The organism is Streptomyces sp. NPDC000594 (assembly GCF_040299965.1).
In the GTDB taxonomy this organism is placed as follows: Bacteria; Actinomycetota; Actinomycetes; order Streptomycetales; family Streptomycetaceae; genus Streptomyces.
In genome coordinates this window covers 19,829-45,956 of the sequence record NZ_JBEPCY010000049.1, presented here as the reverse complement: position 1 = coordinate 45,956, position 26,128 = coordinate 19,829, and the positions used below count along the sequence as shown (strand labels likewise).

Here is a 26,128-nt window from a genome sequence, read left to right as displayed (position 1 = left end):
GCTGTTCCGCTCACTGGCCGCGCCCCGCCGACTGCTGCTGATCCTGGACAACGCCGCCGACGAGGGCCGGATACGGCCCCTGCTGCCCGGGGCCGCGGCGGGCTCGGCGCGGGCCAGGCCGCCGCCGCCCCCAGCGCCCCCGCCGGCGCGGAGGGTACCGGCGCGGTCGGGACCGCCGCGCCCCCGCGCCAGGGCCGCACCATGGCCGGGGTCCCCTTCGCCCGCCGCTCCACCGTGCGGGTCGGGATCATCGGCCTCGGCAACCGGGGCGGCAGCATGATCGATCTCTTTCTCGCCCAGCCCGGCGTCCGGGTCGTCGCCCTCTGCGACCCCGTCCGGGAGAAGGCGGAGCGCGCCGCCGCCAAGGTGACGGCGACCGGGGCGCCCGCGCCCGCGCTCTACACCAAGGACGAGGACGACTACGAACAGCTCTGCGCCCGCGGCGATCTCGACTTCGTCTATGTCGCCACCCCCTGGGAGACGCATTTCGCGATGGCGAAGGCGGCCATGCTCCAGGGGAAGCATGTCGGCGTCGAGTGTCCGGTCGCGATGCGCCTGGACGAGCTGTGGGCCCTGGTGGACCTCTCCGAGCGCACCCGCCGCCACTGTATGCAGCTGGAGAACTGCTGTTACGGGCGGAACGAGATGCGGGTGCTGCGGATGGCGCACGCCGGGATCTTCGGCGAGCTGCTGCACGGGGCGGGGGCGTACAACCACGATCTGCGCGAGCTGATGTTCTCCCCCGACTACTACGAGGGCCCCTGGCGGCGGCTGTGGCACACCCGGCTCCGCGGCGACCTCTACCCCAACCACGGCTTCGGGCCGGTCGCCAACTACCTGGATGTGAACCGGGGCGACCGGGTGGTCTCCCTGGCGAGCTTCGGTACGCCCGCGCTGGGGCTCGCCGAGTACCGCGAGGCCCATATGCCGCCCGGCGACCCCAGCTGGAAGGAGAGCTATATCGGCGCCGACCGGACCGTGAGCATGCTGCGGACCGCGAAGGGCCGGATCATCCGGCTGGAGCACGATGTGTCGACTCCGCACCCGTACAGCAGGATCAACAGCCTCGGCGGCACCCGGGGCGTCTTCGAGGACTATCCGGCGCGGATCTATGTCGAGCCCGACCACACCAACCACCAGTGGGGCAGCTTCGCCCGGTACGCCGAGTGGGACCACTGGCTGTGGAAGGAGCACGCCAACCCGCCCGGCGGCCATGGCGGCATGGACTACATCATGGTCTTCCGCCTGATGCAGTGCATGCGGCTGGGTCTGGTGCCGGACTTCGATGTGTACGACGCGGCCACCTGGACCGCCCCCGTACCGCTCAGTCATGCCTCCATCAAGGCGCAGGGAGCGCCGCTGCCCGTACCGGACTTCACCCGGGGTGAGTGGCGCCGGAAGCGCACAGGCATGGATTCGGACAAACCTTCGGAGTGAGAAATCCCGTGCGGGCCCGGATCTCGGGCCCGCACGGGCCGACCCTGCTGGCGGAATCCCTCATACCGACTGGCGTGATCTACCGCCCTTCCCCGGAATGGAATTGCGTAAACCTCCCCGCAGCCGCGAGCCTTGACGCTCTTTGCGCCTCTCTCGATCGCACTGGGACGTCATGCACATTCGCGACCTTCCGTATCCCGACCCAGGTGACCCCGACGTCCGTTCAGGTACCCGCTTCATGCTCTGGCTCGGCCGGCGCCAGCTCGACGGACAGCTCAAGGCGCTTTCCTGGGGCCTGCTCAACCAACTCGCCGTGGCCGCGCTGCCGTTCGGTGTGGGCATGGCCGTCCAGGCCGTCGCCGACGACTCCCGCACCGGGCTGGCGCGGGCGGCCGGACTGATACTGCTGCTCGGTGCGGCCGTCGCCCTCGGCGAGGGGATGCTGCACCGGGCCACCACCACCAACTGGACCACCGCCGCCACCCGTATCCAGCAGCTGCTCTCCCGCCGGACCGCCGAACTCGGCGCGGTCCTCACCCGCCGGGTGGCGGCGGGCGAGGTGATGGCCGTCTCCTCCGCCGATGTGGAGAAGGTCGGCTGGTTCGTCGAGGTCCTCTCCCGCTTCACCGCCGCCGCCACCGCCCTGGTCGCGGTCTGTACCGTACTGGTGCTCCACTCCCCCGAGCTGGGCACCCTGGTCGCCCTCGGCGTCCCGGTGATCGCCCTGGCCTCGCTGCCCCTGCTGCCCGCCGCCTCCCGGCGCGCCGACATCCAGCGCGAACGCGCCGGATACGCCACCGAACTCGCCTCCGACACCGTCGCCGGGCTGCGGGTGCTGCGCGGCATCGGCGGCGAGCAGCTGTTCCTCGCCCGCTACCGCACCGCCTCCCAGGAGGTGCGCACCGCCGCCGTGCGCAGCGCCCGGATGTGGGCCCTGATCGGCATGGTCCAGGTGGTTCTGCCCGGACTGCTGATGATCTCCGTGGTGGTGTACGGGGCCTCGCTCGCCCGCGACGGCCGGATCTCCGTCGGTGAGCTGGTCACCGTCTACAGCGCGGTCCTGCTCGCCAACTATCCGCTGCGCAGCTTCGCCGAACTGGCCCTGGCCTACGCCTACTCCAGGCCCTCGGCCCGGCGCACCGCACGGGTGCTGGCGCTGCGCCGTACCGACGACACCCACGCCTCCCCCGACACCTCTCCTGAGAAGGCGGCCACGGTCACGGGGGATCCGAAGGGGGATCTGTACGACCCGGAGACCGGGCTGCTGGCACCCGAGGGCCGGCTGACCGCCGTGGTCTGCGGCGACCCCGACGCCGCCGGCGAGCTGGCGGAGCGGCTGGGCGGCCACCCCATCACACCTGACCCGGACCGGGAGCGGGCCTCCGTACTGCTCGGCGGGGTGGCGCTGGACGACCTCCCGCTGATCCGGGCCCGTACCGCCGTCCTGGTCCAGGACAAGGAGCCGGTGCTGCTCTCGGGCACCCTGGGCGAGCTGCTCGATGTGCCCGCCTCCGGCCGGGTCACGGCCGACGCGGCGCTGGAGGCCGCCTACTGCGGCGATGTGCTGGACGCCCTCGCCCGGGAATCCGGCGCGGACGGCGACCCGATGGCCGCCGGGATCACCGAACGCGGGCGCTCCCTCTCCGGCGGCCAGCGCCAGCGGCTGGCGCTCGCCCGCTCCCTGGTGACCGACCCCGAGGTGCTGGTCCTCGACGAGCCGACCTCGGCGGTGGACGCCCATACCGAGGCCCGGGTGGCCCGGGGGCTCAAGGAGCTGCGCACCGGGCGGACCACCGTGGTCCTCACCTCCTCGCCGCTGCTGCTGGACCTCGCCGACCGGGTGGTCCTGGTGGACGGCGGGAACGGGACGGTGACCGCCGTGGGGACCCACCGTGAGCTGCTGCGGGACGAGCCGCGCTACCGCTCGGTCGTCACCCGCGAGACCACTGACCCCACCCCCGACCACCACGACGGCGACGGGGCCCCCGGAGTACCGGCGCCGGCCCTGGCGACCGGCGAGGAGTGCCGATGAGCGAGACGATCTCCCTGCCGCCGAGCCGGTTCGGGGTGGCGCCGCCCACCCATGACCCGGCGGCACCCGAGGCGGCCCCGACCCTGCCGGTGGCGAGCGGTGCGACCGTACGCGCCTGGGCGCTGGAGTCGCTCCGCCGCCACCGGCGCTCCTTCGCCGCGCTCACCGGCGCCAACGCGGTGGCCGTGATCGCCTCCATGGCCGGCCCCCAGCTGCTGGGCACGGCGGTGGAGCGGATCGGCGACGGCGCCCGCGAGCTGCATCTGGAGCGCACGGTCGCCGTCTTCGTGGTGGCGCTGGTGATCCAGGCGGTCTTCGTCGGGGTGATGCAGCTGCGTGCGGCGGTCCTCGGGGAGCAGCTGCTCGCGGATCTGCGGGAGGACTTCCTCGTACGCTCCGTCGCGCTGCCGCCGGGGGTGGTGGAGCGGGCCGGCACCGGCGATCTGCTCTCCCGGGTGACCACCGACATGGAGCGGCTGGCCAACGCGATGCGCGAGGCGGTGCCCCAGCTCGCCATCGGGATCGTCTGGGCCGGGCTGCTGATCGCCGGACTGGCGGTGACGGCGCCGCCGCTGGCGCTGGCCGTGCTGATCGCGGCGCCACTGCTGATCGTGGTCTGCCGCTGGTACTTCCGGCGCGCGCCCCGGGCCTACCGGGTGCAGGCGGCGGCGTACGGTTCGGTGGTCGGCGCGCTCGCCGAGACCGTTGACGCCGGGCGGACCGTGGAGGCCCACCGGCTGGGCTCACGGCGGGTCGCCCTCTCCGACGCGCGGCTGCGGCGCTGGGCGGGGTGGGAGCGGTACACCCTCTTCCTCCGCTCGGTGCTCTTCCCGGCGATCACGCTCACCCATGTCACCGTGCTGGTGGGGGTCCTGCTGATCGGCGGCTGGCTGGTGCTGGAGGGACAGCTGACGGTCGGCCAGCTGACCACCGGGGCGCTGCTGGCACAGATGCTGGTGGACCCGGTGGGGATCGTGCTGCGCTGGTACGACGAACTCCAGATCGCCCAGGTGTCGCTGGCCCGGCTGGTGGGCGTACGGGAGATCGAGCCGGAGGGCGGGGACCCGGAGCTGCGGCCCGATGGCCGTGGGATGCGGGTGGAGGAGGTGCGGTTCGGCTATCGCGAGGGGGTGGACGTGCTGCACGAGGTGTCGCTGGAGGTGGCGCCCGGCACCCGGGTGGCGCTGGTCGGGCCGTCGGGAGCGGGCAAGTCGACCCTCGGCCGGCTGCTGGCGGGCATCTACGCGCCCCGCTCGGGCCGGGTGGCGCTCGGGGACGCCGAGCTGTCCCGGATGACCCCCGAGGGCGTACGGCGGCATGTGGCGCTGGTCAACCAGGAGCACCATGTGTTCGTGGGGACCCTGCGGGACAATCTGCTGCTGGCGCGGGACGGGGCGGCCGACGCCGAGCTGTGGGAGGCCCTGGGCGCGGTGGACGCGGAGGGCTGGGCGCGGGCGCTGGCGGAGGGGCTGGACACCGAGGTGGGCTCCGGGGGGCAGGTACTGACCCCGGCCCAGGCGCAGCAGCTGGCGCTGGCCCGGCTGGTGCTGGCCGATCCGCACACCCTGGTACTGGACGAGGCGACCTCGCTGCTGGATCCCCGGGCCGCGCGTGATCTGGAGCGTTCGCTCTCCCGGGTGCTGGACGGCCGGACCGTGGTCGCCATCGCGCACCGGCTGCACACCGCCCATGACGCCGATCTGATCGCCGTGGTGGAGCAGGGCCGGATCAGCGAGCTGGGCAGCCATGACGAGCTGGTCGAGGTGGACGGGGCGTACGCGGCGCTCTGGCGCTCCTGGCACGGGTGACCAAGACGCCACCGGGCCCCGTACACCGCTCTTGGCGTACGGGGCCCGTTCGTGTACGGGTGCCGGACCCGTTCGGGTACGGGTGGCTGGGGCTCAGCCGACCAGTTCGGCCTTGTTCATGGCCAGGACGGTGTGGCCGGAGGAGCCCTCCGCCGGAGCGTCCTGGACGGACTGGGCGGCGGCGCCGATCAGAAAGCCGCCGATGAGGATGGGGGCGACATCGCTGATCCGCTTGTGCTCGAAGGCGGCCCGCGTGGCGCGCTCGGGCCCCGCCATCTTGGCGAGCTGGGCGGCGGCGCCGATCAGAAAGGCGCTGAGGGCGAGTCCGGCGAGGACGGCGACGATACGGCGGGGCATGGTCACTCCCAATGGTGCGAGGCGGTACGCGTGCGGGGCGGTGCTCCCGCGAGCGGTCGGTGCTCGGCATCGTGGACATGTCCACGACGGACCGTTGTCCCGGATGCTAGAACCCCGCCCGGGTGGACGACACCCTTCCGGCCACGCCCCCGGCCACTCCCCCGGCCACCCTTCCGACCACCCGGGTGGACCGCACACCGGGCCGGGGTCCCGGCACCGGGCCGGTGACCGGCGGCGGCCGGAGTCAGACGATCTCCAGGGCGGCCACTCCGCCCACTCCCCCCAGCACGGTGAAGACCGGCATCAGCACCTTCAGCTCCACCCAGCTGCCCGCCCGGAAGCGCAGCGCCTTCGGCGGCCCCAGCGGATACCAGCGCCGCCCCGCTATCGGGATGGGCCACAGGATCGGGCAGCCCGAGACGGTGAGCGCGTCCCCGATGTCATGCACCAGGGCGCCCAGCACGATCGGCAGCCCCAGCCACAGATACTCCTGGCCCGGCTCGGTGAAGAGCCAGCCGGAGCCGCCGCCGGGGGCGTCGAGGACCCCGGCGAGGATCCAGGCGCTGGTGGCGCCGAGCAGCCAGACCAGGATGTCGCTGGAGACCCGGGCGGCCCGCCAGAGCAGTCCCTCGACGGCGAGGACGAGATGGACGAAGAGGATCGCCAGCACCGCCCAGCGGCCCCCGGTGACCGCGAGCGCCGAGGCCCCGGCGCCGATGAGCACCGCCCAGACCCAGGTGTGGGTGAGGGTGCGGTGGCCGCCGGTCCGGCGCTTGTCCCCCGGTTTGCGGGTGGCCTGGTAGACCGCGTACGAGAGCTTGTCGACGATCTCGCAGAGCAGCCGGGAGATCGGCCCGAAGGAGCGCGATATCGTCGCCGCCTTGTGGTCGAGATCGGGTGCGAGGGCCGCACCCGCGCAGATCAGCGCGCCGACCAGCAGCACCGGCCAGGGCATGGCATGGCCCGCCGCCGCGGTGGCCGCGCCCACCCCCAGCCAGGCCGCCGCTCCGGACAGCGAGTGCGCCGGTCCCATCATCCGCTCTGTCCCCCGCCTCTTCTGTTCCCGAAATCCCGGGTCCGCCGCCACTGCCGGGCCCTGGCCCGGCCGGGCCCGACGGACCAGCGTATCGTTTGTGATCTTGCGGTCCCCCTCCGGTCCTCTGTCGTCGCCGCTCCGATTCTCTGTCGTCCTCCCCTCCGGTTCTCTGATCGGGACGGAAGGCAGGCAAGATGGGGGCGTGACCCTCATTGATCAGCTGACGCCGGACGCCGACCCCGACACCCTCTTCGAGTCCTTCTCCTCCTGGGCCGAGAGCCGGGGGATCTCGCTCTACCCGGCGCAGGAGGAGGCGCTGATCGAGGTGGTCTCCGGGGCCAATGTGATCCTCTCCACCCCCACCGGCTCGGGAAAGAGCCTGGTGGCGGCGGGTGCCCACTTCACCGCCCTCGCCCATGACCAGGTGACCTTCTACACCGCGCCGATCAAGGCGCTGGTGTCGGAGAAGTTCTTCGACCTCTGCAAGATCTTCGGCACCGAGAATGTCGGCATGCTCACCGGCGACGCCTCCGTGAACGCCGACGCGCCGATCATCTGCTGCACCGCCGAGGTGCTGGCCTCGATCGCGCTGCGGGACGGCAAGGACGCCGATATCGGCCAGGTCGTGATGGACGAGTTCCACTTCTACGCCGAGCCCGACCGGGGCTGGGCCTGGCAGATCCCGCTGCTGGAACTGCCCCAGGCGCAGTTCATCCTGATGTCGGCGACCCTGGGCGATGTCTCCCGTTTCGAAAAGGATCTCACCCGGCGCACCGGCCGCCCCACCGCCGTGGTCCGCTCGGCGACCCGCCCGGTCCCGCTCTCGTACGAGTACCGGCGCACCCCGATCACGGAGACGCTGACCGAGCTGCTGGAGACCCGGCAGGCCCCCGTCTACATCGTGCACTTCACCCAGGCGGCGGCGGTGGAGCGGGCGCAGTCGCTGATGAGCATCAATATGTGCTCCCGGGAGGAGAAGGACCGGATCGCCGAGATGATCGGCAGCTTCCGGTTCACCACCAGGTTCGGCCAGAACCTCTCCCGGTATGTCCGCCATGGCATCGGGGTCCACCACGCCGGCATGCTGCCCAAGTACCGGCGGCTGGTGGAGAAGCTCGCCCAGGCCGGGCTGCTCAAGGTCATCTGCGGTACGGACACCCTCGGCGTGGGCGTGAACGTTCCGATCCGTACGGTGCTCTTCACCGCGCTCACCAAGTACGACGGCACCCGGGTGCGCACCCTGCGGGCGCGGGAGTTCCACCAGATCGCCGGCCGTGCGGGCCGGGCCGGCTTCGACACCGCCGGACTGGTGGCGGCGCAGGCCCCCGAGCATGTGATCGAGAACGAGAAGGCGCTGTCCAAGGCGGGCGACGACCCGAAGAAGCGGCGCAAGGTGGTCCGCAAGAAGGCGCCGGAGGGCTTTGTCGCCTGGTCGGACACGACCTTCGACAAGCTGATCACCTCCGACCCGGAGCCGCTGACCTCGCGTTTCAAGGTCACCCACACCATGCTGCTCGCGGTGATCGCCCGGCCGGGGAACGCCTTCGACGCGATGCGCAGCCTGCTGGAGGACAACCACGAGCCGCGCAAGGCGCAGCTGCGGCACATCCGCCGGGCCATCGCGATCTACCGTTCGCTGCTGGCCGGCGGGGTGGTGGAGCGGCTGGACGAGCCGGACGCGCAGGGCCGTATCGTCCGGCTGACCGTCGATCTCCAGCAGGACTTCGCGCTCAACCAGCCGCTGTCCACCTTCGCGCTGGCCGCCTTCGAGCTGCTGGATCCCGAGTCCCCCTCGTACGCCCTGGACATGGTCTCGGTGGTGGAGTCCACGCTGGACGACCCGCGCCAGATCCTGGGCGCCCAGCAGAACAAGGCGCGGGGCGAGGCGGTCGCGCTGATGAAGGCGGACGGGGTCGAGTACGAGGAGCGGATGGAACGGCTCCAGGAGGTGACGTACCCGAAGCCGCTGGAGGAGCTGCTCTGGCACGCGTACAACCTCTACCGCACCAGCCACCCCTGGGTCGGCGACCACCCGGTGTCCCCGAAGTCGGTCATCCGGGACATGTACGAGCGGGCGCTGTCGTTCACGGAGTTCACCTCGTTCTATGAGCTGGCCCGTACCGAGGGGATCGTGCTGCGCTATCTGGCGTCCGCGTACAAGGCGCTGGAGCACACCATTCCGGACGATCTGAAGTCGGAGGACCTGGAGGATCTGATCGCCTGGCTGGGCGAGATGGTGCGTCAGGTCGACTCCAGCCTGCTGGACGAGTGGGAGCAGCTGGCCAATCCGGAGGTGGAGAGCGCGGAGGAGGCCCAGGAGAAGGCCGACCAGGTCAAGCCGGTCACGGCCAATGCGCGCGCCTTCCGGGTGCTGGTGCGGAACGCGATGTTCCGGCGGGTGGAGCTGGCGGCGCTTGACCGGGTGGGCGACCTGGGCGAGCTGGACGCGGAGTCCGGCTGGGACAGGGACGCGTGGGGCGAGGCGATGGACGCGTACTGGGACGAGTACGAGGACCTGGGCACCGGCCCCGACGCGCGCGGCCCGAAGCTGCTGCTGATCGAGGAGGACGAGCCGCACGGTCTCTGGCGGGTCCGGCAGATCTTCGCCGACCCGAACGGGGATCATGACTGGGGGATCAGTGCGGAGGTCGATCTGGCCGCCTCCGACGAGGAGGGCCGCGCGGTGGTCCGGGTGACCGCTGTCGGCCAGCTCTGACACCCCCCGCAGCGGCAGCACGGCAGAGCGAGGAGAGGTTTCCATGACCAACCCGGCCGAGCGTCTGGTGGATCTGCTCGATCTGGAGCGGATCGAGGTGAACATCTTCCGGGGCCACAGCCCGGAGGAGTCCCTGCAACGGGTCTTCGGCGGGCAGGTCGCCGGCCAGGCGCTGGTCGCGGCCGGGCGCACCACCGACGGGGAGCGCCCGGTGCACTCGCTGCACGCCTACTTCCTGCGGCCGGGCCGCCCCGGGGTGCCGATCGTCTACCAGGTCGAGCGGGTCCGGGACGGCCGCTCCTTCACCACCCGGCGGGTGACCGCCGTCCAGCAGGGGCGGACCATCTTCCACCTGACGGCCTCCTTCCACCGGCCGGAGGAGGGGAGCATCGAGCACCAGCTGCCGCCCCGGCTGGACTTCCCGGACCCGGAGTCGCTGCCCACGGTGGCCGAGGAGATCCGCGAGCGGCTGGGGTCGCTGCCGGAGGCGCTGGAACGGATGGCCCGGCGCCAGCCGTTCGACATCCGGTACACGGAGCGGCTGCGCTGGACCCCGGCGGAGATCAAGGAGAAGGAGTCCGACCCGCGCAGCGCGGTGTGGATGCGGGCGGTGGGCCCGCTGGGCGACGATCCGCTGGTGCACACCTGTGCGCTGACGTACGCCAGCGACATGACGCTGCTCGACGCGGTCCGGATCCCGGTCGAGCCGCTCTGGGGCCGGCGGGGGTACGACATGGCCTCGCTGGACCACGCGATGTGGTTCCACCGTCCGTTCCGGGCCGATGAATGGTTCCTCTACGACCAGGAGTCGCCGATCTCCACGGGTGGCCGGGGGCTGGCGCGTGGCCGGATCTACGACCGGGAAGGCTCCTTGCTGGTATCTGTGGTCCAGGAGGGTCTGTTCCGGCCGCTGGGCGCGGTGGACCTCCCTTCCTGACTGATGAGGAGCTTGTGCCATGGCAACGCTGTACGACATCCCGCTGCGCACCCTCGCGGGTGAGCCCACCACGCTGGGCACCTGGCGGGAGAAGGCCGTCCTGGTGGTGAATGTGGCCTCCCAGTGCGGTCTGACCCCGCAGTACACCGGTCTGGAGCGGCTCCAGAAGGCGTACGGGGAGCGGGGGTTCACCGTCGTCGGGATCCCCTGCAACCAGTTCGCGGGCCAGGAGCCCGGGACCGCCGAGGAGATCGCGGCCTTCTGCTCGACCAGCTATGGGGTCAGCTTCCCCCTGCTGGAGAAGACGGAGGTCAACGGGGAGAACCGCCATCCGCTCTATACCGAGCTGACGGCGGTGCCGGACGCGGAGGGCGCGGCCGGGGATGTGCAGTGGAACTTCGAGAAGTTCCTGATCGACGCGGACGGCCGCGTGGTGGCCCGGATCCGCCCGGGGACGGACCCGGAGGCACCCGAGGTGGTCGCGGCGATCGAGGCGCTGCTCTAACCCGCACGTCCGGTGCCGGGGCCCCGCGCCCCGGCCCCGGCGCGGCCTCAGTGTTCGGTACGGGGCCCGGCCAGCCCGATCCCGACGCGGTCGAGCACCGCCTCGACGACCGGCAGCGCCATCACCCGCGTCACCCCACCCGCGACCGCGAGCGCGCCCGCCACCCACGGCAGGGTCCCCGGGATCCCGGAGGCCGAGACGATCCCGGGCAACGCCGCCGCGAGGGCGACCCCGGTCTGGAGTACGGTCCGGACCGTACGCTTGGACGTGTCCTTCATGGTCGGATCCCCCTTGGAGGCATGGCTGTGCCAAGGCTGTGGCACACGGTGGGGCACGGTGGGTTGAGCACGCGTACGGGACGGACCGCGCCGGCCCGGGTTCACGAGAGGGTTGCGCCGCTGGCGACCGCCGTGCGCGCTCAATCCTGTGATGCCCTCTCCACGCCCCTCCGGAACCCCGGGCGGCCTGCGGCTTTTCACGGCTTTCCGCACCATGGACGCACGTTCGCCCGGGGGGCCTTGCCCCCAGGAACCCCGCGCCTGCGGGGAGCACGAGCTGTAGCGGGTGATGATCTGGTAGTTGAACGGAACACCCCCGCACCTGCGGGGAGCACCCTTCCTGAACTGGACCTCAGCGGCGGCTTTGCACTTTACCGGACCCGCCACCGCGCCAGCCGCTCCGATCAGAGGAGGTCGGCGTCAAGGACGACGGGGAGGTGATCGCTGGCGTCGCGGGTGTGGGGTGTGTCGTGGGTCGCGTACGCCCTCGGGGTGAAGCCCCGGTGGAGGATGTGGTCAAGGGCGAGGTCGTTGTCGTACGCGTAGCCGACGGTGGGCTCTCGCCCGGGTGCCGAGGTGGGCCTGGGGCTCGCACCACCCCGATGCGATGAGGAGCTGGAGTGCGCGCCGGTCCACGCCGCCGAACCGGCCGTCGTGGGTGAGGTGCCGGTAGCGGGCGTGGAGGTTACGGGGGATCGCGCCCCAGTCGCCGGGGTCCTGGTCCTGGATCCCGGACCATCGCCACCAGGCTCATCTCCAGGGTGCGGCACATCCCGTGCAGCCGCCGCTCCTCCCCTGGGTTGGGTGGGCCCGGCACCGCTGGTTGCCGGGGATCCGCCGCCCGGGGCCCGCCGGGGAGGAGTTGGCGGGCCCGCGCGGGCGACGGTCCTGGTCACCCGCCCCCTCGCCGCCGGGCCCGGGGCAGGAGCGTCCGGCACCCGAGGGGGCGGGCGGGTCCCGCCCGTGCGGTGGGCGGGGGTTCAGGAAGTCAGGAGAGGTGACAGCCGCAGCAGCACTCGACGGCGACAACCAGGTGCTCCGTGGGCACCTCGTGCTCCAGCCGTATCTCCTCAGGCCCGAAGCACAGTTCACACGCGTCACCCGCGCACTCGGGCGTTCGGTACGACGTCGGGCGCCGCCTCGGCAACGCGGGCACGCTCACGACGGCACTCCCCCACCGGGCACCACGCCCAGCAGCTCGGTCGTCACCTGCTGGTACACCTGGTGTCCCGTCAGCAGCACATGCCCGAGGGCCCATCCCTCGAAGTCCGCGACCGGCGGCATCAGCGGCGAGGATGCTTCGCACCGGGTGCACTGGAGCACCCGGGTCGTGGGGGCTCCCGGGACCGGGGAGAGAACGAGGTGGGCGCTCATGAGTTCTCACGGTTGCGCCGGTCGAGGAAGAGCGTGAGGCACCCGTGGAGCCAGTCGGCCTCCGGTCCGGAGAGGACGAGGTCGACATGGGTGTCCTGCCGGTCGACACGCCACAGGGAGACAGGGATACGCAGCTCGCCGGTGACGGGGTCTCCGCTGAGATCGGCGCCGCGTCTGAGGGAGGCATGCTGAGACATCGAGGCTCCTGGTGGTGGACCGGTTGCGTTGGGTCACCGTAGGAGTGCTACCGACGGGTAACGGGGACAGGGTGTCCCCGTTACCCGTACTGACCCTCTAGCCCGCGTCCTGCAGCCCGATCGCCTCCGCCAGCCGGGCCGCGTCCGGGCGCAGCGCCCGTGGCGCCGACCGCCACAACTCCGTCACCGTGCTCAGCGCGGACGGCGTGTACGCCACGGTCTCCGCGCCGATCCGGTGAGCGATCTGCATCACGTGCAGTGCGGCGGTCCGGTCCCCGCGCTGGAGGTGCCCGCGGGCAACCTCGACCCACAGGCGCGCCCGACGCTCCACCGACGGCATCGCATCCGGGTCCAGGGCATCCGCTACGGACAGCGCACGCCGGGCGGTCCGAAGGTCCACGGCAACGGACACCTCGTGGAAGTCCACGTTCGCACGGCCGAAGACGGTGGACGGGTGGACGTAGGTGGCCGGGAGGCTCTTGGCGACCTGGTCGCCCGCCTCCCAGTGCCGCCACGCGTCCCCGGCCCGCCCGTCGCGTGCCAAGGTCACCGCAGCGTGCAGTTGCAGCGCCCCGTAGATCCCGCGCCAGTCATCGGGCCCTGTTTCCAGATGGGGGTGGATGAGGGACGCCGCGTCGGTGACGACCTGGAACGCCTCGTCCGCATAGGACGTTTCCCGCAGGATGTTCCCCAGGTTCCAGGCCGCAGCCGCTATGGCGGCGGGCTCGTCGGCGCTCTGCGCGGCGGCCATCGCCCGGTCGGCAGCGACCCATGCCAGTTCCGGGGGCGCGATGTACGCCGTGGCCTGCCCCATCAGCCGATAGGTGTCGGACTGTGCCACGAGCGCTGCCCGCCGGGTCTCTCCGCTGCTGGTTCGCACGGCATGCTCGGCGTCACGGATGAGCGCCGGCAGCAGCCGCAGCACTGCGGTGCGGTTCTGACCGGTGCTGTGCCACAGGTGCCATGTCCGGTCAACGCGGGTCTGCAGGGCTGGTACGTCCATGGGGTGGGCCGGCGGGGCGGCGAGGCGGTGGCCCATGACGGCGTCCCAGATAGGGGGCATGGCCGGGTGGTGGAGGCGGCCGATATGGACAGGCTGTGTGACGCCGTCCCGGGCTCCACCGGTCAGAACGGACATGTCCGTGAGCTGGAGCGCTGCGGCGACACGGAGGATCAGGGCGTGGGAACGGAGGTGGCGGTCGCCGTTCTCGATTTTCTTGAGCCAGTCGGGCCCGCGTCCGCACATACCCGCGAGGACTTCGCGGGTCATACCGCGGGACTCGCGAATCAGACGGATGCGCTGGCCAGTGCTGAGGTCGTCTGGGAAATCCACGGTGGCCCCTCTCTATGCCCTCTGTAGCGTAGGAGGGACGGGGAGTTGTTACTACCCGGGACTCGGGGGGTGCAGCTCGTGCGAATCCAACGGAGAGGTAATGGGCGGCGGTGTCCGAGTGGATTGCCCGAGGCGAGCGCACCGTGTACGAGAACCGGTGGGTGCGGGTCGCGATGGCCGATGTCGAGCTGCCCGACGGCCGCCACCTCGACCACACCGTGATCCGCGTACGACCGGTCGCCGTCGCGGCCGTCGTCAACGCGGCGGACGAGGTGTTGCTTCTGTGGCGGCATCGGTTCATCACCGGAGCCTGGGGGTGGGAGCTGCCCTCCGGCGGCACCGGCGAGGGCGAGGACCCAGCAGTCGCAGCCGGACGGGAGTTCGAGGAGGAGACCGGGTGGCGGCCGGGCCCGATGCGGCTGCTGCTGGCGGTGGACCCCATGCCGGGAATCTCCACTTCGCACCATCGGGTGTACTGGGCAGACGGCGCCGAGCGAATGGGAGAACCGCGCGATGCGATCGAGTCGGCCCGTCGGGAGTGGGTGTCGCTCGCCCGGGTGCCCGATCTGGTCCAGCGCGGGGAGATCCGGTCGGCGAACACGGTGGCGGCGCTGCTACTCCTCCACCACCTGCGGATGCGTAAGTAGCCACCCCGTGCGAGGCCATGAGATTGAGCACCTGGAGATGCTCCGGGCACAGAATCTGCCCCTTTGGTTACGCGGCGAGCAGCCCCACCTTCACCGCGAGGGCCGACGCACGGCGCCGACGTGCGGCGGACTTCGACTCGGCCTCCTCCAGGATGATCGTCTTGGCGTACCCGTTGTACTGGATCGTCTCGGGCGCCGCCTCGTGCGCCCGCGCCAAGGTGTCCAGCGCGACGTCGGGCTGACCGTCCATCTGGTACCCGCGCGCCTCCTCGATCCTGTGCCGTGCCCACCGTGGCCGGGACGGAATCGACAAGGTGTCCGAGGCCGCCGCCTGGCGCACCGACTCACCTCCCTGACGCAGCTCAACGGCGACGGTGACCGCATGAGCCCCCATGACGGCGCGACCGAAACTGGTGACGGGGTGGAAGTACTCCGACGGAAGCCGGGCCGCCATCGCGCGGGCCTCGTCCCAGTACCGCCAAGCGGTGCCGGTGGCCGCACGACGAGCAGCGGTGTACCCGGCTTCAAAGGTCAGTGCGCCGGTGATGGCGATGACATCGTCGTCCGCGTCGGACAGAAGAGGAGTGAGGTAGGAGAGCACGGCCGAGGTCACGGAATCCGCCGCATCGAAGTGGGCCGGCCCCGCGTCCCGGTGGGCCTGCGCGCTCAGCCACGCGGCCACCCCGACGGTGTGGGGGTCCTCGGACTCCTGCGCGGCGACCATGCCCCGCTCGGCAACCCGCCACAGGAGCGCGGCATCCGGCTGGTACGCGATGAAGAACTGGGCCAACGAGTACACCTCGGAGAGCACCGCTTGCGCGGCACGCCGATCCGGAGCCGCCCCGGCCTGTCGTACGGCCAGCTGAGCATCCCGGATCAACTCGGGAAGCAGAGCGCCGACCACCTCTCGATGGTTGGGGGACGCATGCCGCGCGGCCCACGCCCGAGCGAGACGGGCCGCCAGATGCGAAGTCGGGGGCGCCTCCCTGTCCGGTACGAGCATGAGCGTGTCGACGGCGTCCCGGACGGCACCGAGCCGAGCATGGCCGGGTCCGGCGAAGAGCGGGACGGACACGGCTTGGTCCCCCGTAAGATCGGAAAGGTCCCGGACGCGGAGCACCTCGGCAAGCCGAAGGATCACGTCCAGCTTGGGCGTCTTCAGACGGCCGGTCTCCAACGCCTTGACCCACGAGCCGCTTCGGCCCATGAGCCCGCCCAACGTCTCCCGGGTGACGCCTCGACGCGTACGCAAAATCTGGAGCCGCTGCCCAAAAGCGAGCGGGTCCGAGTACGGGTCCGGAGTAGCTTGAGCAGACACGGACTTGCCCCTCTCTGATCAGCTTCGTCACTGTCAGGCTAGGGGGTGGGGCCACTCTCGGGACTCCTGATTGCGCCCTCAACTTCCTTTACGCCAGGCGGCAAGCTGAGTACACAGGCGCGCCTCGGCTTCACCCACAGGGGCGACGTGATTTAAGGCCACCCCGCGCCTGCGGGGAGCACTTCGCGTCGTCCATGCCGACGCCGATGACCTTCGGAACACCCCCGCGCCCACGGGGACTACCCTTCCTGACCTGGGCCCCAGCGGGGGCTTTGCACGCGCTTTACTGAACCGACTCGACCACCGCGAACACGCTACCCCTCCCCGCCCCAAGCCAATCCGCCCCGCGAGGCGCCCCCAGCCCGCCTCAGCGGATCGGCACCCCCGCCAGCGTCCGCGCGATGACCAACCGCTGAATCTCGCTCGTCCCCTCGAAGATCGTGTAGATACCCGCATCCCGGTGCATCCGTTCCACCGGGTACTCACGGGTGTACCCGTTACCGCCCAGGATCTGGATCGCCGTCGCCGTCACATCCTTCGCCGTCTCGCTGGCGTACAGCTTGGACATGGAGCCCTCCGCCGCCGTGAAGGGCTTGTTCGTCGCCGCCATCCAGGAGGCGCGCCAGACCAGGAGGCGGGAGGCGTCGATGCGGGTGCGCATGTCGGCGAGTTGGAAGGCGATGCCCTGGTTGTCGATGATCGGGCGGCCGAACTGGGTGCGGGTGCGGGCGTAGTCGAGGGCGATCTCGTAGGCGGCGCGGGCGGTGCCCACGGCCATCGCGCCGACGGCGGGGCGGGAGGCCTCGAAGGTGGCCATCGCGGCGTTGCGGACCCGCTCGGGCGCCGGCCCCCGGGCGGCATCGCGGGCGCGGGCGAGGCGGGCGTCCAGTTTTTCCTTGCCGCCGAGGAGGCAGTGGCCGGGGACCCGGACGCCGTCGAGGACGACCTCGGCGGTGTGGGAGGCCCGGATGCCGTGCTTCTTGAACTTCTGCCCCTGGCTCAGCCCCCGGGTGCCGGGCGGGATCACGAAGGAGGCGTGGCCCTTGACCCCCAGCTCCGGGTCGACCACGGCGACGACGACATGGACATGGGCGATGCCGCCGTTGGTGGCCCAGGTCTTGGTGCCGTCGATGACCCATTCGTCGCGGGCCTCGTCGTACACCGCACGGGTGCGCATCGCGCCGACGTCGGAGCCGGCGTCCGGTTCGGAGGAGCAGAAGGCGGCGACCTTCGGGGCGTCGGCGTCCCCGTACATCTGGGGGACCCAGGTGCCGATCTGCTCGTCGGTGCCGTTGGCGAGCACCCCGACGGCGGCGAGTCCGGTGCCGACGATGGAGAGGGCGATCCCCGCGTCGCCCCAGAACAGCTCCTCCATCGCCAGCGGGATGCCGAGTCCGGTGGGGTCGAAGAACTGCTGGGCGTAGAAGTCGAGGGAGTAGATCCCGGCCTTGGCCGCCTCCTGGATGATCGGCCAGGGGGTCTCCTCGCGCTCGTCCCACTCGGCGGCGGCGGGACGGATCACTTCCGCGGCGAAGCCGTGCAGCCAGTCGCGGAGCTGCCTCTGGTCGTCGGTCAGTTCGAGCGTGAACCCGGACATGTCCCCTCCAGCGTAGGTCGGGCGCTTACGCGTCACCAGAAGTGCCGCCAGGAGTCCCACCCAGGAGTGTCACTCAGGGCGTTACTAGCGGTAACACAGTAGGTGGAGGGAGTCTGTTACCGGGTGGTAGAGCCTGTCAACCGATCCCGGCCGATGCCGGGAGCCGACCGACGGAGTGTTAGTTTGCGCAGGCGTCACGGAATCACTCGGGCGGGGAGAAGCACCTATGGCGACCACACACCAATCCTCCGACCAGGACCGATCCGCCGATCAGCGGCGGCGGGAACTCCTGGAGGCGGCGGACCGGGTGGTACTCAGGGACGGCCCGAAGGCGTCCATGAACGCCATCGCGGCGGAGGCCGGGATCACCAAACCGATCCTCTACCGGCACTTCGGCGACAAGGGCGGGCTCTACCGGGCGCTGGCCAAGCGGCACACCGACGCCCTGCTGGAAGCCCTGCGCGGCGCGCTGGACGCCCCCGCGGACCGGCGGCAGCGGGTGGCCGCGACCCTCGACACCTATCTCGCGGCCATCGAGGCACGGCCCCAGGTGTACCGCTTTCTGATGCATCCGGCGGAGGACCCGGCGCCGGCCGATCACGGCACGGCGGAGACCGGCTTCGATGTGGGCCGCCACTCGGCGCCGCTACTGAGACGGCTCGGCGAGGAACTGGCCAAGGTCATCCATGAGCGGGTCGACCTGGGGCCGGACGCCGAGCGGCTCTCCCGGGTCTGGGGGCACGGCATCGTCGGCATGATGCACGCGGCCGGTGACTGGTGGCTCGGCGAGCGCCCCTGCTCCCGGGCCGAGCTGGTGCACAGCCTCATGGATCTCCTCTGGGGGCGGCTCGCGGTGGTCGCGGACCGGGAGGGCGGGCCGGGATTCTGACCACGCCGGGCGATACCGAAACCGAGCAGTACCGAAGCCGGGCCATACCGAAGCCGGGCCATACCGAAACCGAGCGACGCCCAAGCCGAGCAGTACCGGAGCCGAGTGATGACGGAGCCGAGTGATGCCGGAGCCGAGTGATGCCGGAGCCGAGTGATGCCGGGACCGTGTGATGGCGGGACCGTGTGATGGCGAGCACTCCGAGCCCCGGAGGCCGTGCCCCCGAGGGCCGGGCGGCCCGGGGCCTACGACCAGGGCGCCCGGCGGATCGCCCGTTCCAGCCGGGAGCGCCGCAGGCCCGTCACCCGGTCCCGGTAGACCGTACCGTCGAGATGGTCGCACTCATGCTGAAGGCAGCGGGCGAAGAAGCCCGTACCCTCCACCCGCACCGGGCTCCCGTCGGCGCGGAAACCCTCCACCACGGCCCGGTCGTACCGCTCCACCGGCGCCTCCAGGCCCGGCAGCGAGAGACACCCCTCAGGGCCCCGTACCGTCACCCCGTCCGCCGCCACCAGGCGGGGGTTGACGATGTGTCCGAGGTGACGGACGTCCTCGTCGTCGGGGCAGTCGTAGACGAACACCCGCAGCCCCGTGCCGACCTGGTTGGCGGCGAGCCCCACCCCGTTCGCCGCGTACATCGAGGCGAACAGATCCTCGACGAGGCGGGTGAGCGACGGGGTGAAGTCCATGACACTCTCACAGGGTGAGTGCAGCACCGGATCGCCGAGCAGGCTCAAGGGCCGCACGAGTCCGGAACTGCCAGGGATCGACCGGTTTCGCATGGCGTCAAGCCTACGTTCGGCCGAGGTGCGCCCGCTCCGCCGGTGCCGAGGTTCGGGCGGCCCGCCCAACCTGGATAGGCTTGGGCGGACCGATGCAAGGAGGATCAAGGACGATGTCAGGCAACTCGGAGCTGTCGCCCCGCGCCAAGCTCGCCGTGACGGCAGGCAAAGCCGCAGCGGCGGTCTCGCGCGCGGCCGGACGCGGCAGCGGCTCGGTGATCGGCGGCCGGGTCGCGCTCAAGCTCGACCCCGATCTCCTGGGACGGCTGGCGCAGCACCTGGACGTCGTCCTCGTGTCGGCCACCAATGGCAAGACCACCACCACCCGGCTGATCGCCGAGGCGCTGCGCGCCGCGGGACCGGTCGTGTCGAACGCGCTCGGCGCCAATATGCCCGCCGGGATCACCTCCGCGCTGGCCGGTGGCTCCGATGCCCGCTTCGGCGTCATCGAGGTGGACGAGAAGTACCTCGCCGGGGTGGCCCGCGATGTGGAGCCGAAGGCCATCGCGCTGCTCAATCTCTCCCGCGACCAGCTCGACCGCGCGGCGGAGACCCGGATGCTCGCGGAGAAGTGGCGCGAGGGCCTGGCGGGCTCCAAGGCGATCGTGATCGCCAACGCCGACGACCCGCTGATCGTCTGGGCGGCCTCCTCCTCGCCCCAGGTGGTCTGGGTCGCGGCCGGCCAGGAGTGGAAGGACGACGCCTGGTCCTGCCCCGCCTGCGGCGGTGTGATGCAGCGCCCCGGCGACGACTGGTACTGCGGTGAGTGCGGCTTCCGCCGTCCCACCCCGAGCTGGGTGCTCAACGGGGACTACGTCCTCGACCCGCACGGCCAGGCCTGGCCGATCCGGCTCCAGCTCCCCGGCCGCGCCAACAAGGCCAACGCCGCCACCTCCGCCGCCGTCGCCGCCTGTTTCGGGGTCCCCCCGCAGGTCGGTCTTGAGCGGATGTACTCGGTCCAGGCCGTCGCCGGGCGGTACGACGTCATCACCTTCCAGAACCGGGAGATTCGGCTGCTGCTGGCGAAGAACCCCGCGGGGTGGCTGGAGACCTTCTCACTGATCGATCCCCCGCCCACTCCGGTGATCCTCGCCGTCAACGCGCGCGGCGCCGACGGCACCGACACCTCCTGGCTCTGGGACGTCGACTATCCCCAGCTCGCGGGTCATCCGATCGTCGTCATCGGCGACCGCCGGATGGATCTCGCGGTCCGGCTGGAGGTGGCCGGTCTGGACTTCCGGGTCTGCGACACCGTGGACGAGGCGGTGGGCATGTGCCCGCCGGGAAGGATCGAGTTGATCGCCAACTACACGGCCTTCCAGGACGTGCGCCGGCGGGTCGGGAACTGAGCCACCGATGAGACGTGAGGGACGTAACCGAATGAGTGACAGCAGCCTGCGGCTGGTCTGGGTCTACCCGGACCTCCTCAGCACCTACGGCGACCAGGGCAACGCGCTCGTCGTGGAGCGCCGTGCCCGGCAGCGCGGTCTCGATGTCATGCGCCTCGATGTCCGCAGCGACCAGCCCATCCCGACCTCCGGCGACATCTATCTGATCGGCGGCGGTGAGGACCGGCCGCAGCGGCTGGCCGCCGAGCGGCTGCGGCGGGACGGCGGGCTCAACCGCGCCGCCGAGAACGGCGCGATCATCTTCTCGGTCTGTGCCGGATACCAGATCCTGGGCCACGAGTTCATCAACGACCTCGGGGAGCGGGAGCCCGGCCTCGGTCTGATCGATGTCTACTCCACCCGGGGCGAGGGTGAGCGGTGTGTCGGCGATGTCCTCGCCGACACCGACCCCCGGCTGGGGCTGCCGCAGCTGACCGGCTTCGAGAACCACCAGGGCATCACCCACCTCGGCCCGACCGCCCGGCCGCTGGCCCGGACCACGGTCGGCCGGGGCAACGGCACCGGCGACGGCACCGAGGGCGCGTACCACGACACCGTCTTCGGCACCTATCTGCACGGCCCGGTCATGGCCCGCAATCCGCAGCTCGCGGATCTGCTGCTGAAGCTGGCGCTCGATGTCAACGCGCTGCCGCCGACGGACGACCGCTGGTACGACGCGCTGCGCGCGGAGCGCGTCGCCGCCGCCACCCAGCCCGCCTGAGGGGGCGCGGCCGCCGCCCGGCCCGCCCGAGGGGATGCCGCTGCCGGCCTCCGCCACCCTCATCAGGGGCGTCCCACCTGGTGGGACGCCCCATTCGGCTCCCATGGCCGGGCGCCGGTAGGGTGTGCCCGATCCAACCGGACGACGTGGTCCGGAGTCGGCCCACGTTCAAAGGTATCTGGGCAATGCGTATTGGTGTGCTCACCTCCGGTGGCGACTGCCCCGGCCTCAACGCCGTCATCCGCTCCATCGTCCACCGCGCGGTCGTCGACCACGGGGACGAGGTCATCGGCTTCCACGACGGCTGGCGGGGCCTGCTGGAGTGCGACTACCGCAAGCTCGACCTGGATTCCGTGGGTGGCATCCTGGCCCGGGGCGGCACCGTCCTCGGCTCCTCCCGGGTGCGGCCCGAGCATCTGCGGGGCGGTGTGGAGACGGCCAGGGGCCATGTCGCCGACCTCGGTCTCGACGCGATCATCCCGATCGGCGGCGAGGGCACCCTCAAGGCGGCCCATCTGCTCTCCGAGGCGGGGCTGCCCATCGTCGGGGTGCCCAAGACCATCGACAACGACATCGCGGCCACCGATGTGACCTTCGGTTTCGACACCGCCGTGGGGGTGGCGACCGAGGCCCTGGACCGGCTGAAGACCACCGCCGAGTCCCATCAGCGGGTGCTGATCGTGGAGGTCATGGGCCGTCACACCGGCTGGATCGCGCTGCACTCCGGCATGGCCGCGGGGGCCCACGCCATCGTGGTGCCCGAGCGCCCCTTCGACATCGAGGAGCTGACCCGGCGGGTCGGCGAGCGCTTCGAGGCGGGCAAGCGCTTCGCGATCGTGGTGGTCGCCGAGGGTGCCAAACCGGCCCCCGGCACCATGCGCTGGGACGAGGGCGCCAAGGACGTCTACGGCCATGAGCGCTTCGCCGGGGTCGCCCGCCAGCTCTCCACCGAGCTGGAGCACCGCCTGGACAAGGAGGCCCGCCCGGTGATCCTCGGCCATGTGCAGCGGGGCGGCACCCCGACCGCGTACGACAGGGTGCTGGCCACCCGTTTCGGCTGGCACGCGGTGGAGGCGGTGCACCGGGGCGAGTTCGGCATGCTCACCTCACTGCGCGGCACCGACATCACCATGGTGCCGCTGGCGCGGGCGGTCGAGTCGCTGAAGACCGTCCCGGCCGAGCGGTACGCGGAGGCCCAGTGCGTGCTCTGAGCCGGACGGCCGCCGAGCCGGGCCGGACGGCCCGCTGAGCCGATCCGGACGGCCCCCCGCTGGGCCGACTCGACCACTCCTGGGTGCCCCCGGTCGCGAACGCGGCCGGGGGCAGTTCTACGCTGTTCCCCGGCAAGCGCACATTCCCGTACGAATCAAGCGCACCTTCCCGTACGAATCAGGAGCCGGCGGATGGATCACAGCGGGCACGGCACATCGATGGATCTGCCGCCGTTCACGCTGGGGCGGGGGCTGGAGTTCTCGCCGGACGCGTTCTTCCTGACCGGCTGTCTGCTGGCGCTGGCTCTGTACGGCTGGGGTGTGCTGCGGCTGCGGCGCCGGGGCGACTCCTGGCAGCTCGGCCGCACCCTGTTCTTCGTCGCCGGTGTGCTCACCGTCCTGCTGGCGATGTGCACCCGGCTGAACGAGTACGGCATGGTCATGTTTAGCGTGCACATGGTGCAGCACATGATCATCAGCATGGTCTCGCCCATCCTGCTGCTGCTGGGCGCACCGGTGACCCTGGCGCTGCGCGCGCTGCCGGTGGCGGGCCGCGGCCGGACGGGCCCCCGCGAGGTGCTGCTCGCGCTGCTGCACAGCCGCTACATGCGGATCGTGACCCACCCGGCCTTCACCATCCCGCTGTTCATCGCGAGTCTGTACGGGCTCTACTTCACCCCGCTCTTCGACTATCTGATGGAGTCCCGGATCGGGCACATCGGGATGATGATCCACTTCCTGGCGACCGGTCTGGTCTTCTTCTGGCCGATCATGGGGGTGGACCCAGGCCCGCACCGGCCCGGCTATGTGATGCGGATGCTGGAGCTGTTCGCGGGCATGCCGTTCCACGCCTTCTTCGGTATCGCGCTGATGATGGCGAGCGAGCCGATGGTGGACGCGTACGCCAGTCCCCCGGCGTCGCTGGGCATCGACACACTCGCCGACCAGCACGCGGCGGGCGGGATCGCCTGGGCGTTCAGCGAGATCCCGTCGGTGCTGGTGCTGCTGGCGCTGGTCTTCCAGTGGTACCGCTCGGAGGAGCGCCAGGCCCGGCGGATGGACCGGGCGGCGGACCGGGACGGCGACAAGGAGCTGGAGGCGTACAACGCCTATCTCGCCTCGCTCCACGCCCGCCAGCGGTAGCGCCTCCCGGCCGCGCGGGGCACGGGGGGCGCGCGGCGGTAGCGCGAAGCACCGGGCCCGGGTGACGATGACCTCCGGCGACCCCGCGCGGCGGGGTCTCGTCTTCCCAGGAGGGCGGATGTCCGGATCCACGAAGGCGATGGGCGTGCTCACGGTGGCGACCCTGGTGGTCGTGACCGCGTACACCGCGGCGCTCGGCAGCAATGGCTGGCTCTGGTTCGGCTGGGTGGTGCTCGGCCTGGTGACCATCGGAGTGATCGCGGCACGCGGCACCTGAGCCGACCCCCCGGGGGGAGTGCGTGCGCGGACCCCCGTACCGCCCGGCGCGGAGTGCGCGCGTACCCCCGTACCGCCGCCCGGTTCCTGTGGACGACGGTACGGGGGTACGAGGCGCTCAGACCCCGGCCGTCCGGGGCAGCCGGCGGAACTCCCCCGTCGCGGGGTACGGGGCCCTGCCGTCGAGCGGGGTGTGCCCGGCGCGGGCGACCCGGCGGCCGAACCAGATCACCTTGCCCGTCTCCGTGGCACAGGTCCCCCAGCCGTCGCTGAGCAGCGCCACCGCCGCCAGGCCGCCCGAGACCGGGCCCGCGCTGGTGAGCCGGGGCAGCCGGGGATCGCGGTCGGCGACGGAGGCCACCAGCCGGCGGCCGGTCCAGCGCACCTCCACCACACAGGTCCGGTCGCCCTCGACATGGCGGGCCACATTGGCGAGCAGTTCGACCGTGCCCCGGCAGACCGGGCCGATCTGGGTGTCGAGCCCCCATTCGCGCAGCCGGGCCGCGAGCACCCGCCGCACCCGGGGGATCGTCTCGTCGGAGGCGCGTACCTCCAGGGTGAACCGGTGGGTGTCCTGTGTGCGCATGGGTGTGGCTCCTCGTCGCGACGGGCCCGGCCCCACCCCACCCTCACCCACGGAGGGTGATCGACCACCGTCTCTGTGTCACCGATCAGCGTAGCCCGCTCCCCCGGACGGCGCCCCCCGGACGGCGGCGCCCGTGCGGGTGACCGGGGAAGCGCTCGATGGCATATGCCGCCGGGCCGCGCGTCCGGACGGCCCAGGGTCGTGACCCCCGGGCGGTGGGCGTCGTTCACCCGTCGTGGGCGCCCCGCGCCGGACCCGAACCCGCCGGTCACCGGACCGGAGACGGGGCGCCCACGACCCCGGTTCCCGGCGGCGGCCGACGCCCGCCGCGCCCCCGGGTCCCGCACTGGAAGGGTGATCGCCATGACGTCTGCCGTCCGTACCGCCGAGCCGATCGATCTGGTCGTCGTGCGCGATCAGGTCGAGGGGGTGGTGGAAGAGTTCCTCGCCGCCAAGGCGACCGCCGCCGCCGGGTGCGGCCATCCCCCGGAGGTGGTCCGCATCCTGCGGGACTTCCTCGCCTCCGGGGGCAAGCGGCTGCGTCCGCTGCTCTGCGTGGTCGGCTGGTACGCGGCCGGCGCGGGCGAGGACGGCACCCGCACCGGCCTCCCCGGGGCCCCGGGAGCGGACGGCGGGGGCGACCCGGCCGGGCGCGTACGGGGAGGGGTCCTCGGGGACGACGGCGCCTCGGCGCTGCGGGTCGCGGCCTCCCTGGAGCTGTACCAGACCTTCGTCCTGATCCACGACGACATCATCGACGACTCCGCGCTGCGCCGGGGGCGCCCCGCCGTCCACCGGGCGCTGGCCGCCCGGCATGTGGGCCATGACAGCGCCGCCCGGCTGGGCGCCGGGGAGGCCCTGCTCGCCGGGAATCTGGCCCTGATCTGGTCCCAGGAGCTGCTGCACACGGCGGGCCTGGACACCGCCCGGCTCGCCCAGGTGCACCGGATCAACGACGCGATGCTGGCCGAGGTGATGTTCGGGCAGTACCGCGATCTGCTCGGCGCCGAACGGCTGGACGACGACATCGAGGCCGCGCTGGGCATCATCCGCTACAAGACCGCGGCCGGAACGATCCAGCGCCCGCTCCAGCTGGGCGTCGCCGCGGGCGGCGGGGACCGGTCGGTGCTCGACTTCTGCACCGACTTCGGGGTGCCGCTCGGGGAGGCGTTCCAGCTCCGTGACGATCTGCTCGATGTCTTCGGCTCCCCGGACGGGCGCAGCGCCCCCGGGCTGAACGATCTGCGCGAGGGCAAGCACACCGTACTGCTGGCACTGGCGATGGCGGGCGCCGGCGCCGGGCAGCGGGTCCGGCTGCGCTCCCTGGTGGGCCGGGCGGCGCTGGACGAGGCGGGGGCGGCGGAGATCCGGGCGATCGTGGAGGACACCGGCGCCCGGGAGGGCGTCGAGGAGATGATCTCCGCCCGCTACGATCGATGTCTGGGGGTGCTCGACGCGGCGGCGCTGCCGGAACGGGCCTCGGCGGCCCTGCGGAATCTGGCCGTCACCGCCACCCAGTACACGGCATGACCCCGGCCCGGTCCGCCGTACCGTCCGGGA

General features: G+C 71.8%; 24 protein-coding genes. 14 read left to right on the top strand and 10 right to left on the bottom strand.

Annotation, left to right across the window (positions count from 1 at the left end):
• The 3 genes from ABT354_RS35755 to ABT354_RS35745 form a co-directional block, all read left to right on the top strand.
• Positions 1–1,437 (top strand): Gfo/Idh/MocA family protein (locus ABT354_RS35755; protein ID WP_351501745.1); only part of this gene is annotated, 1,437 nt, incomplete at its 5' end.
• 172 nt (positions 1,438–1,609) lie between these two features.
• Positions 1,610–3,469, top strand: coding sequence for an ABC transporter transmembrane domain-containing protein (locus ABT354_RS35750; RefSeq protein WP_351501743.1), 1,860 nt, complete (start codon positions 1,610–1,612; stop codon positions 3,467–3,469).
• Positions 3,466–5,277 (top strand): ABC transporter ATP-binding protein, encoded by a 1,812-nt coding sequence (locus ABT354_RS35745; protein WP_351501741.1) that lies wholly within the window; start codon positions 3,466–3,468, stop codon positions 5,275–5,277. Before ABT354_RS35750 ends, ABT354_RS35745 begins: the two co-directional genes overlap by 4 nt.
• Positions 5,278–5,370: 93 nt before the next feature.
• Here the strand turns inward: ABT354_RS35745 and ABT354_RS35740 are convergent, their stop codons facing one another.
• Together ABT354_RS35740 and ABT354_RS35735 are read right to left on the bottom strand one after the other, a co-directional pair.
• Positions 5,371–5,634 (bottom strand): hypothetical protein, encoded by a 264-nt coding sequence (locus ABT354_RS35740; RefSeq protein WP_351501739.1) that lies wholly within the window; start codon positions 5,632–5,634, stop codon positions 5,371–5,373.
• A 244-nt stretch (positions 5,635–5,878) separates the two neighbouring features.
• A complete protein-coding gene (locus tag ABT354_RS35735; protein WP_351501737.1) occupies positions 5,879–6,670 on the bottom strand; it encodes a metal-dependent hydrolase in 792 nt (263 codons plus the stop codon).
• A gap of 202 nt (positions 6,671–6,872) precedes the next feature.
• Here ABT354_RS35735 and ABT354_RS38160 point away from each other — a divergent pair, with 202 nt between their 5' ends.
• The 3 genes from ABT354_RS38160 to ABT354_RS35710 are packed head-to-tail and all read left to right on the top strand — an operon-like array spanning position 6,873 to position 10,828.
• Positions 6,873–9,386, top strand: a complete 2,514-nt coding sequence (locus tag ABT354_RS38160; protein ID WP_502983566.1) for a DEAD/DEAH box helicase — start codon at positions 6,873–6,875, stop codon at positions 9,384–9,386.
• Between the two features lie 43 nt (positions 9,387–9,429).
• On the top strand, positions 9,430–10,323 hold the full coding sequence (locus ABT354_RS35715) for an acyl-CoA thioesterase (protein WP_351501735.1): 894 nt from the start codon (positions 9,430–9,432) through the stop codon (positions 10,321–10,323).
• Positions 10,324–10,342: 19 nt separating this feature from the next.
• A complete protein-coding gene (locus ABT354_RS35710) occupies positions 10,343–10,828 on the top strand; it encodes a glutathione peroxidase (RefSeq protein ID WP_351501733.1) in 486 nt (161 codons plus the stop codon).
• A gap of 47 nt (positions 10,829–10,875) precedes the next feature.
• On the opposite strand, the gene ABT354_RS35705 is transcribed toward ABT354_RS35710, so the two are convergent.
• From ABT354_RS35705 to ABT354_RS35690, 4 genes are all read right to left on the bottom strand, one after another.
• Entirely contained in the window at positions 10,876–11,106 is a 231-nt protein-coding gene (locus tag ABT354_RS35705) for a hypothetical protein (RefSeq protein ID WP_351501731.1), read from the bottom strand.
• A gap of 1,158 nt (positions 11,107–12,264) precedes the next feature.
• The gene (locus tag ABT354_RS35700) at positions 12,265–12,480 is read right to left on the bottom strand and encodes a DUF7848 domain-containing protein (RefSeq protein WP_351501729.1); all 216 of its coding nucleotides are present in this window, start codon (positions 12,478–12,480) and stop codon (positions 12,265–12,267) included.
• Entirely contained in the window at positions 12,477–12,677 is a 201-nt protein-coding gene (locus ABT354_RS35695; RefSeq protein WP_351501727.1) for a hypothetical protein, read from the bottom strand. The genes ABT354_RS35700 and ABT354_RS35695 overlap by 4 nt, the downstream gene beginning before the upstream one ends.
• 97 nt (positions 12,678–12,774) lie before the next feature.
• Positions 12,775–14,010 (bottom strand): helix-turn-helix domain-containing protein, encoded by a 1,236-nt coding sequence (locus ABT354_RS35690; protein ID WP_351501725.1) that lies wholly within the window; start codon positions 14,008–14,010, stop codon positions 12,775–12,777.
• 110 nt (positions 14,011–14,120) lie between these two features.
• On the opposite strand from ABT354_RS35690, the gene ABT354_RS35685 reads away from it, so the two are divergent.
• Entirely contained in the window at positions 14,121–14,657 is a 537-nt protein-coding gene (locus ABT354_RS35685) for an NUDIX domain-containing protein (RefSeq protein WP_351501723.1), read from the top strand.
• A 67-nt stretch (positions 14,658–14,724) separates the two neighbouring features.
• On the opposite strand, the gene ABT354_RS35680 is transcribed toward ABT354_RS35685, so the two are convergent.
• Positions 14,725–15,975: a helix-turn-helix domain-containing protein gene (locus tag ABT354_RS35680; protein WP_351501721.1), complete on the bottom strand. Its 1,251-nt coding sequence runs from the start codon at positions 15,973–15,975 to the stop codon at positions 14,725–14,727.
• Between the two features lie 367 nt (positions 15,976–16,342).
• Complete coding sequence (locus ABT354_RS35675; RefSeq protein ID WP_351501719.1) at positions 16,343–17,572, bottom strand: acyl-CoA dehydrogenase family protein; 1,230 nt, start codon at positions 17,570–17,572, stop codon at positions 16,343–16,345.
• 226 nt (positions 17,573–17,798) lie between these two features.
• Between ABT354_RS35675 and ABT354_RS35670 the strand changes: the two genes are divergently transcribed.
• Positions 17,799–18,461: a TetR/AcrR family transcriptional regulator gene (locus tag ABT354_RS35670; protein WP_351501717.1), complete on the top strand. Its 663-nt coding sequence runs from the start codon at positions 17,799–17,801 to the stop codon at positions 18,459–18,461.
• Positions 18,462–18,706: 245 nt separating this feature from the next.
• Here ABT354_RS35670 and def read toward each other — a convergent pair whose 3' ends face one another.
• Complete coding sequence (def, locus tag ABT354_RS35665) at positions 18,707–19,243, bottom strand: peptide deformylase (protein ID WP_351501715.1); 537 nt, start codon at positions 19,241–19,243, stop codon at positions 18,707–18,709.
• A 113-nt stretch (positions 19,244–19,356) separates the two neighbouring features.
• Between def and ABT354_RS35660 the strand changes: the two genes are divergently transcribed.
• From ABT354_RS35660 to ABT354_RS35640, 5 genes are all read left to right on the top strand, one after another.
• Entirely contained in the window at positions 19,357–20,592 is a 1,236-nt protein-coding gene (locus ABT354_RS35660; RefSeq protein ID WP_351501713.1) for a MurT ligase domain-containing protein, read from the top strand.
• A 31-nt stretch (positions 20,593–20,623) separates the two neighbouring features.
• The gene (locus ABT354_RS35655) at positions 20,624–21,352 is read left to right on the top strand and encodes a type 1 glutamine amidotransferase (protein ID WP_351501711.1); all 729 of its coding nucleotides are present in this window, start codon (positions 20,624–20,626) and stop codon (positions 21,350–21,352) included.
• A 185-nt stretch (positions 21,353–21,537) separates the two neighbouring features.
• Entirely contained in the window at positions 21,538–22,563 is a 1,026-nt protein-coding gene (locus ABT354_RS35650) for a 6-phosphofructokinase (RefSeq protein WP_351501709.1), read from the top strand.
• A gap of 192 nt (positions 22,564–22,755) precedes the next feature.
• The gene (locus tag ABT354_RS35645; RefSeq protein WP_351501707.1) at positions 22,756–23,706 is read left to right on the top strand and encodes a cytochrome c oxidase assembly protein; all 951 of its coding nucleotides are present in this window, start codon (positions 22,756–22,758) and stop codon (positions 23,704–23,706) included.
• A 118-nt stretch (positions 23,707–23,824) separates the two neighbouring features.
• Positions 23,825–23,983, top strand: a complete 159-nt coding sequence (locus ABT354_RS35640; protein WP_351501705.1) for a hypothetical protein — start codon at positions 23,825–23,827, stop codon at positions 23,981–23,983.
• 117 nt (positions 23,984–24,100) lie between these two features.
• Here the strand turns inward: ABT354_RS35640 and ABT354_RS35635 are convergent, their stop codons facing one another.
• Positions 24,101–24,568, bottom strand: a complete 468-nt coding sequence (locus tag ABT354_RS35635; protein ID WP_351501703.1) for an ATP-binding protein — start codon at positions 24,566–24,568, stop codon at positions 24,101–24,103.
• A gap of 363 nt (positions 24,569–24,931) precedes the next feature.
• On the opposite strand from ABT354_RS35635, the gene ABT354_RS35630 reads away from it, so the two are divergent.
• Positions 24,932–26,098 carry a polyprenyl synthetase family protein gene (locus ABT354_RS35630; protein WP_351501702.1) on the top strand — a complete coding sequence of 389 codons (1,167 nt, stop codon included), beginning with the start codon at positions 24,932–24,934 and terminating at the stop codon, positions 26,096–26,098.
• The last annotated feature ends 30 nt before the right edge of the window (positions 26,099–26,128 follow it).

What these genes read in the sequence shown, in the direction of transcription:
- ABT354_RS35750 (WP_351501743.1), top strand. Translation starts at nt 1,610, where the DNA reads ATGCACATTCGCGACCTTCCGTATCCCGACCCAGGTGACCCCGACGTC.
- ABT354_RS35745 (WP_351501741.1), top strand. Translation starts at nt 3,466, where the DNA reads ATGAGCGAGACGATCTCCCTGCCGCCGAGCCGGTTCGGGGTGGCGCCG.
- ABT354_RS35740 (WP_351501739.1), bottom strand. Translation starts at nt 5,634, where the DNA reads ATGCCCCGCCGTATCGTCGCCGTCCTCGCCGGACTCGCCCTCAGCGCC.
- ABT354_RS35735 (WP_351501737.1), bottom strand. Translation starts at nt 6,670, where the DNA reads ATGATGGGACCGGCGCACTCGCTGTCCGGAGCGGCGGCCTGGCTGGGG.
- ABT354_RS35715 (WP_351501735.1), top strand. Translation starts at nt 9,430, where the DNA reads ATGACCAACCCGGCCGAGCGTCTGGTGGATCTGCTCGATCTGGAGCGG.
- ABT354_RS35710 (WP_351501733.1), top strand. Translation starts at nt 10,343, where the DNA reads ATGGCAACGCTGTACGACATCCCGCTGCGCACCCTCGCGGGTGAGCCC.
- ABT354_RS35705 (WP_351501731.1), bottom strand. Translation starts at nt 11,106, where the DNA reads ATGAAGGACACGTCCAAGCGTACGGTCCGGACCGTACTCCAGACCGGG.
- ABT354_RS35700 (WP_351501729.1), bottom strand. Translation starts at nt 12,480, where the DNA reads ATGAGCGCCCACCTCGTTCTCTCCCCGGTCCCGGGAGCCCCCACGACC.
- ABT354_RS35695 (WP_351501727.1), bottom strand. Translation starts at nt 12,677, where the DNA reads ATGTCTCAGCATGCCTCCCTCAGACGCGGCGCCGATCTCAGCGGAGAC.
- ABT354_RS35675 (WP_351501719.1), bottom strand. Translation starts at nt 17,572, where the DNA reads ATGTCCGGGTTCACGCTCGAACTGACCGACGACCAGAGGCAGCTCCGC.
- ABT354_RS35670 (WP_351501717.1), top strand. Translation starts at nt 17,799, where the DNA reads ATGGCGACCACACACCAATCCTCCGACCAGGACCGATCCGCCGATCAG.
- def (WP_351501715.1), bottom strand. Translation starts at nt 19,243, where the DNA reads ATGCGAAACCGGTCGATCCCTGGCAGTTCCGGACTCGTGCGGCCCTTG.
- ABT354_RS35660 (WP_351501713.1), top strand. Translation starts at nt 19,357, where the DNA reads ATGTCAGGCAACTCGGAGCTGTCGCCCCGCGCCAAGCTCGCCGTGACG.
- ABT354_RS35655 (WP_351501711.1), top strand. Translation starts at nt 20,624, where the DNA reads ATGAGTGACAGCAGCCTGCGGCTGGTCTGGGTCTACCCGGACCTCCTC.
- ABT354_RS35650 (WP_351501709.1), top strand. Translation starts at nt 21,538, where the DNA reads ATGCGTATTGGTGTGCTCACCTCCGGTGGCGACTGCCCCGGCCTCAAC.
- ABT354_RS35645 (WP_351501707.1), top strand. Translation starts at nt 22,756, where the DNA reads ATGGATCACAGCGGGCACGGCACATCGATGGATCTGCCGCCGTTCACG.
- ABT354_RS35640 (WP_351501705.1), top strand. Translation starts at nt 23,825, where the DNA reads ATGTCCGGATCCACGAAGGCGATGGGCGTGCTCACGGTGGCGACCCTG.
- ABT354_RS35635 (WP_351501703.1), bottom strand. Translation starts at nt 24,568, where the DNA reads ATGCGCACACAGGACACCCACCGGTTCACCCTGGAGGTACGCGCCTCC.
- ABT354_RS35630 (WP_351501702.1), top strand. Translation starts at nt 24,932, where the DNA reads ATGACGTCTGCCGTCCGTACCGCCGAGCCGATCGATCTGGTCGTCGTG.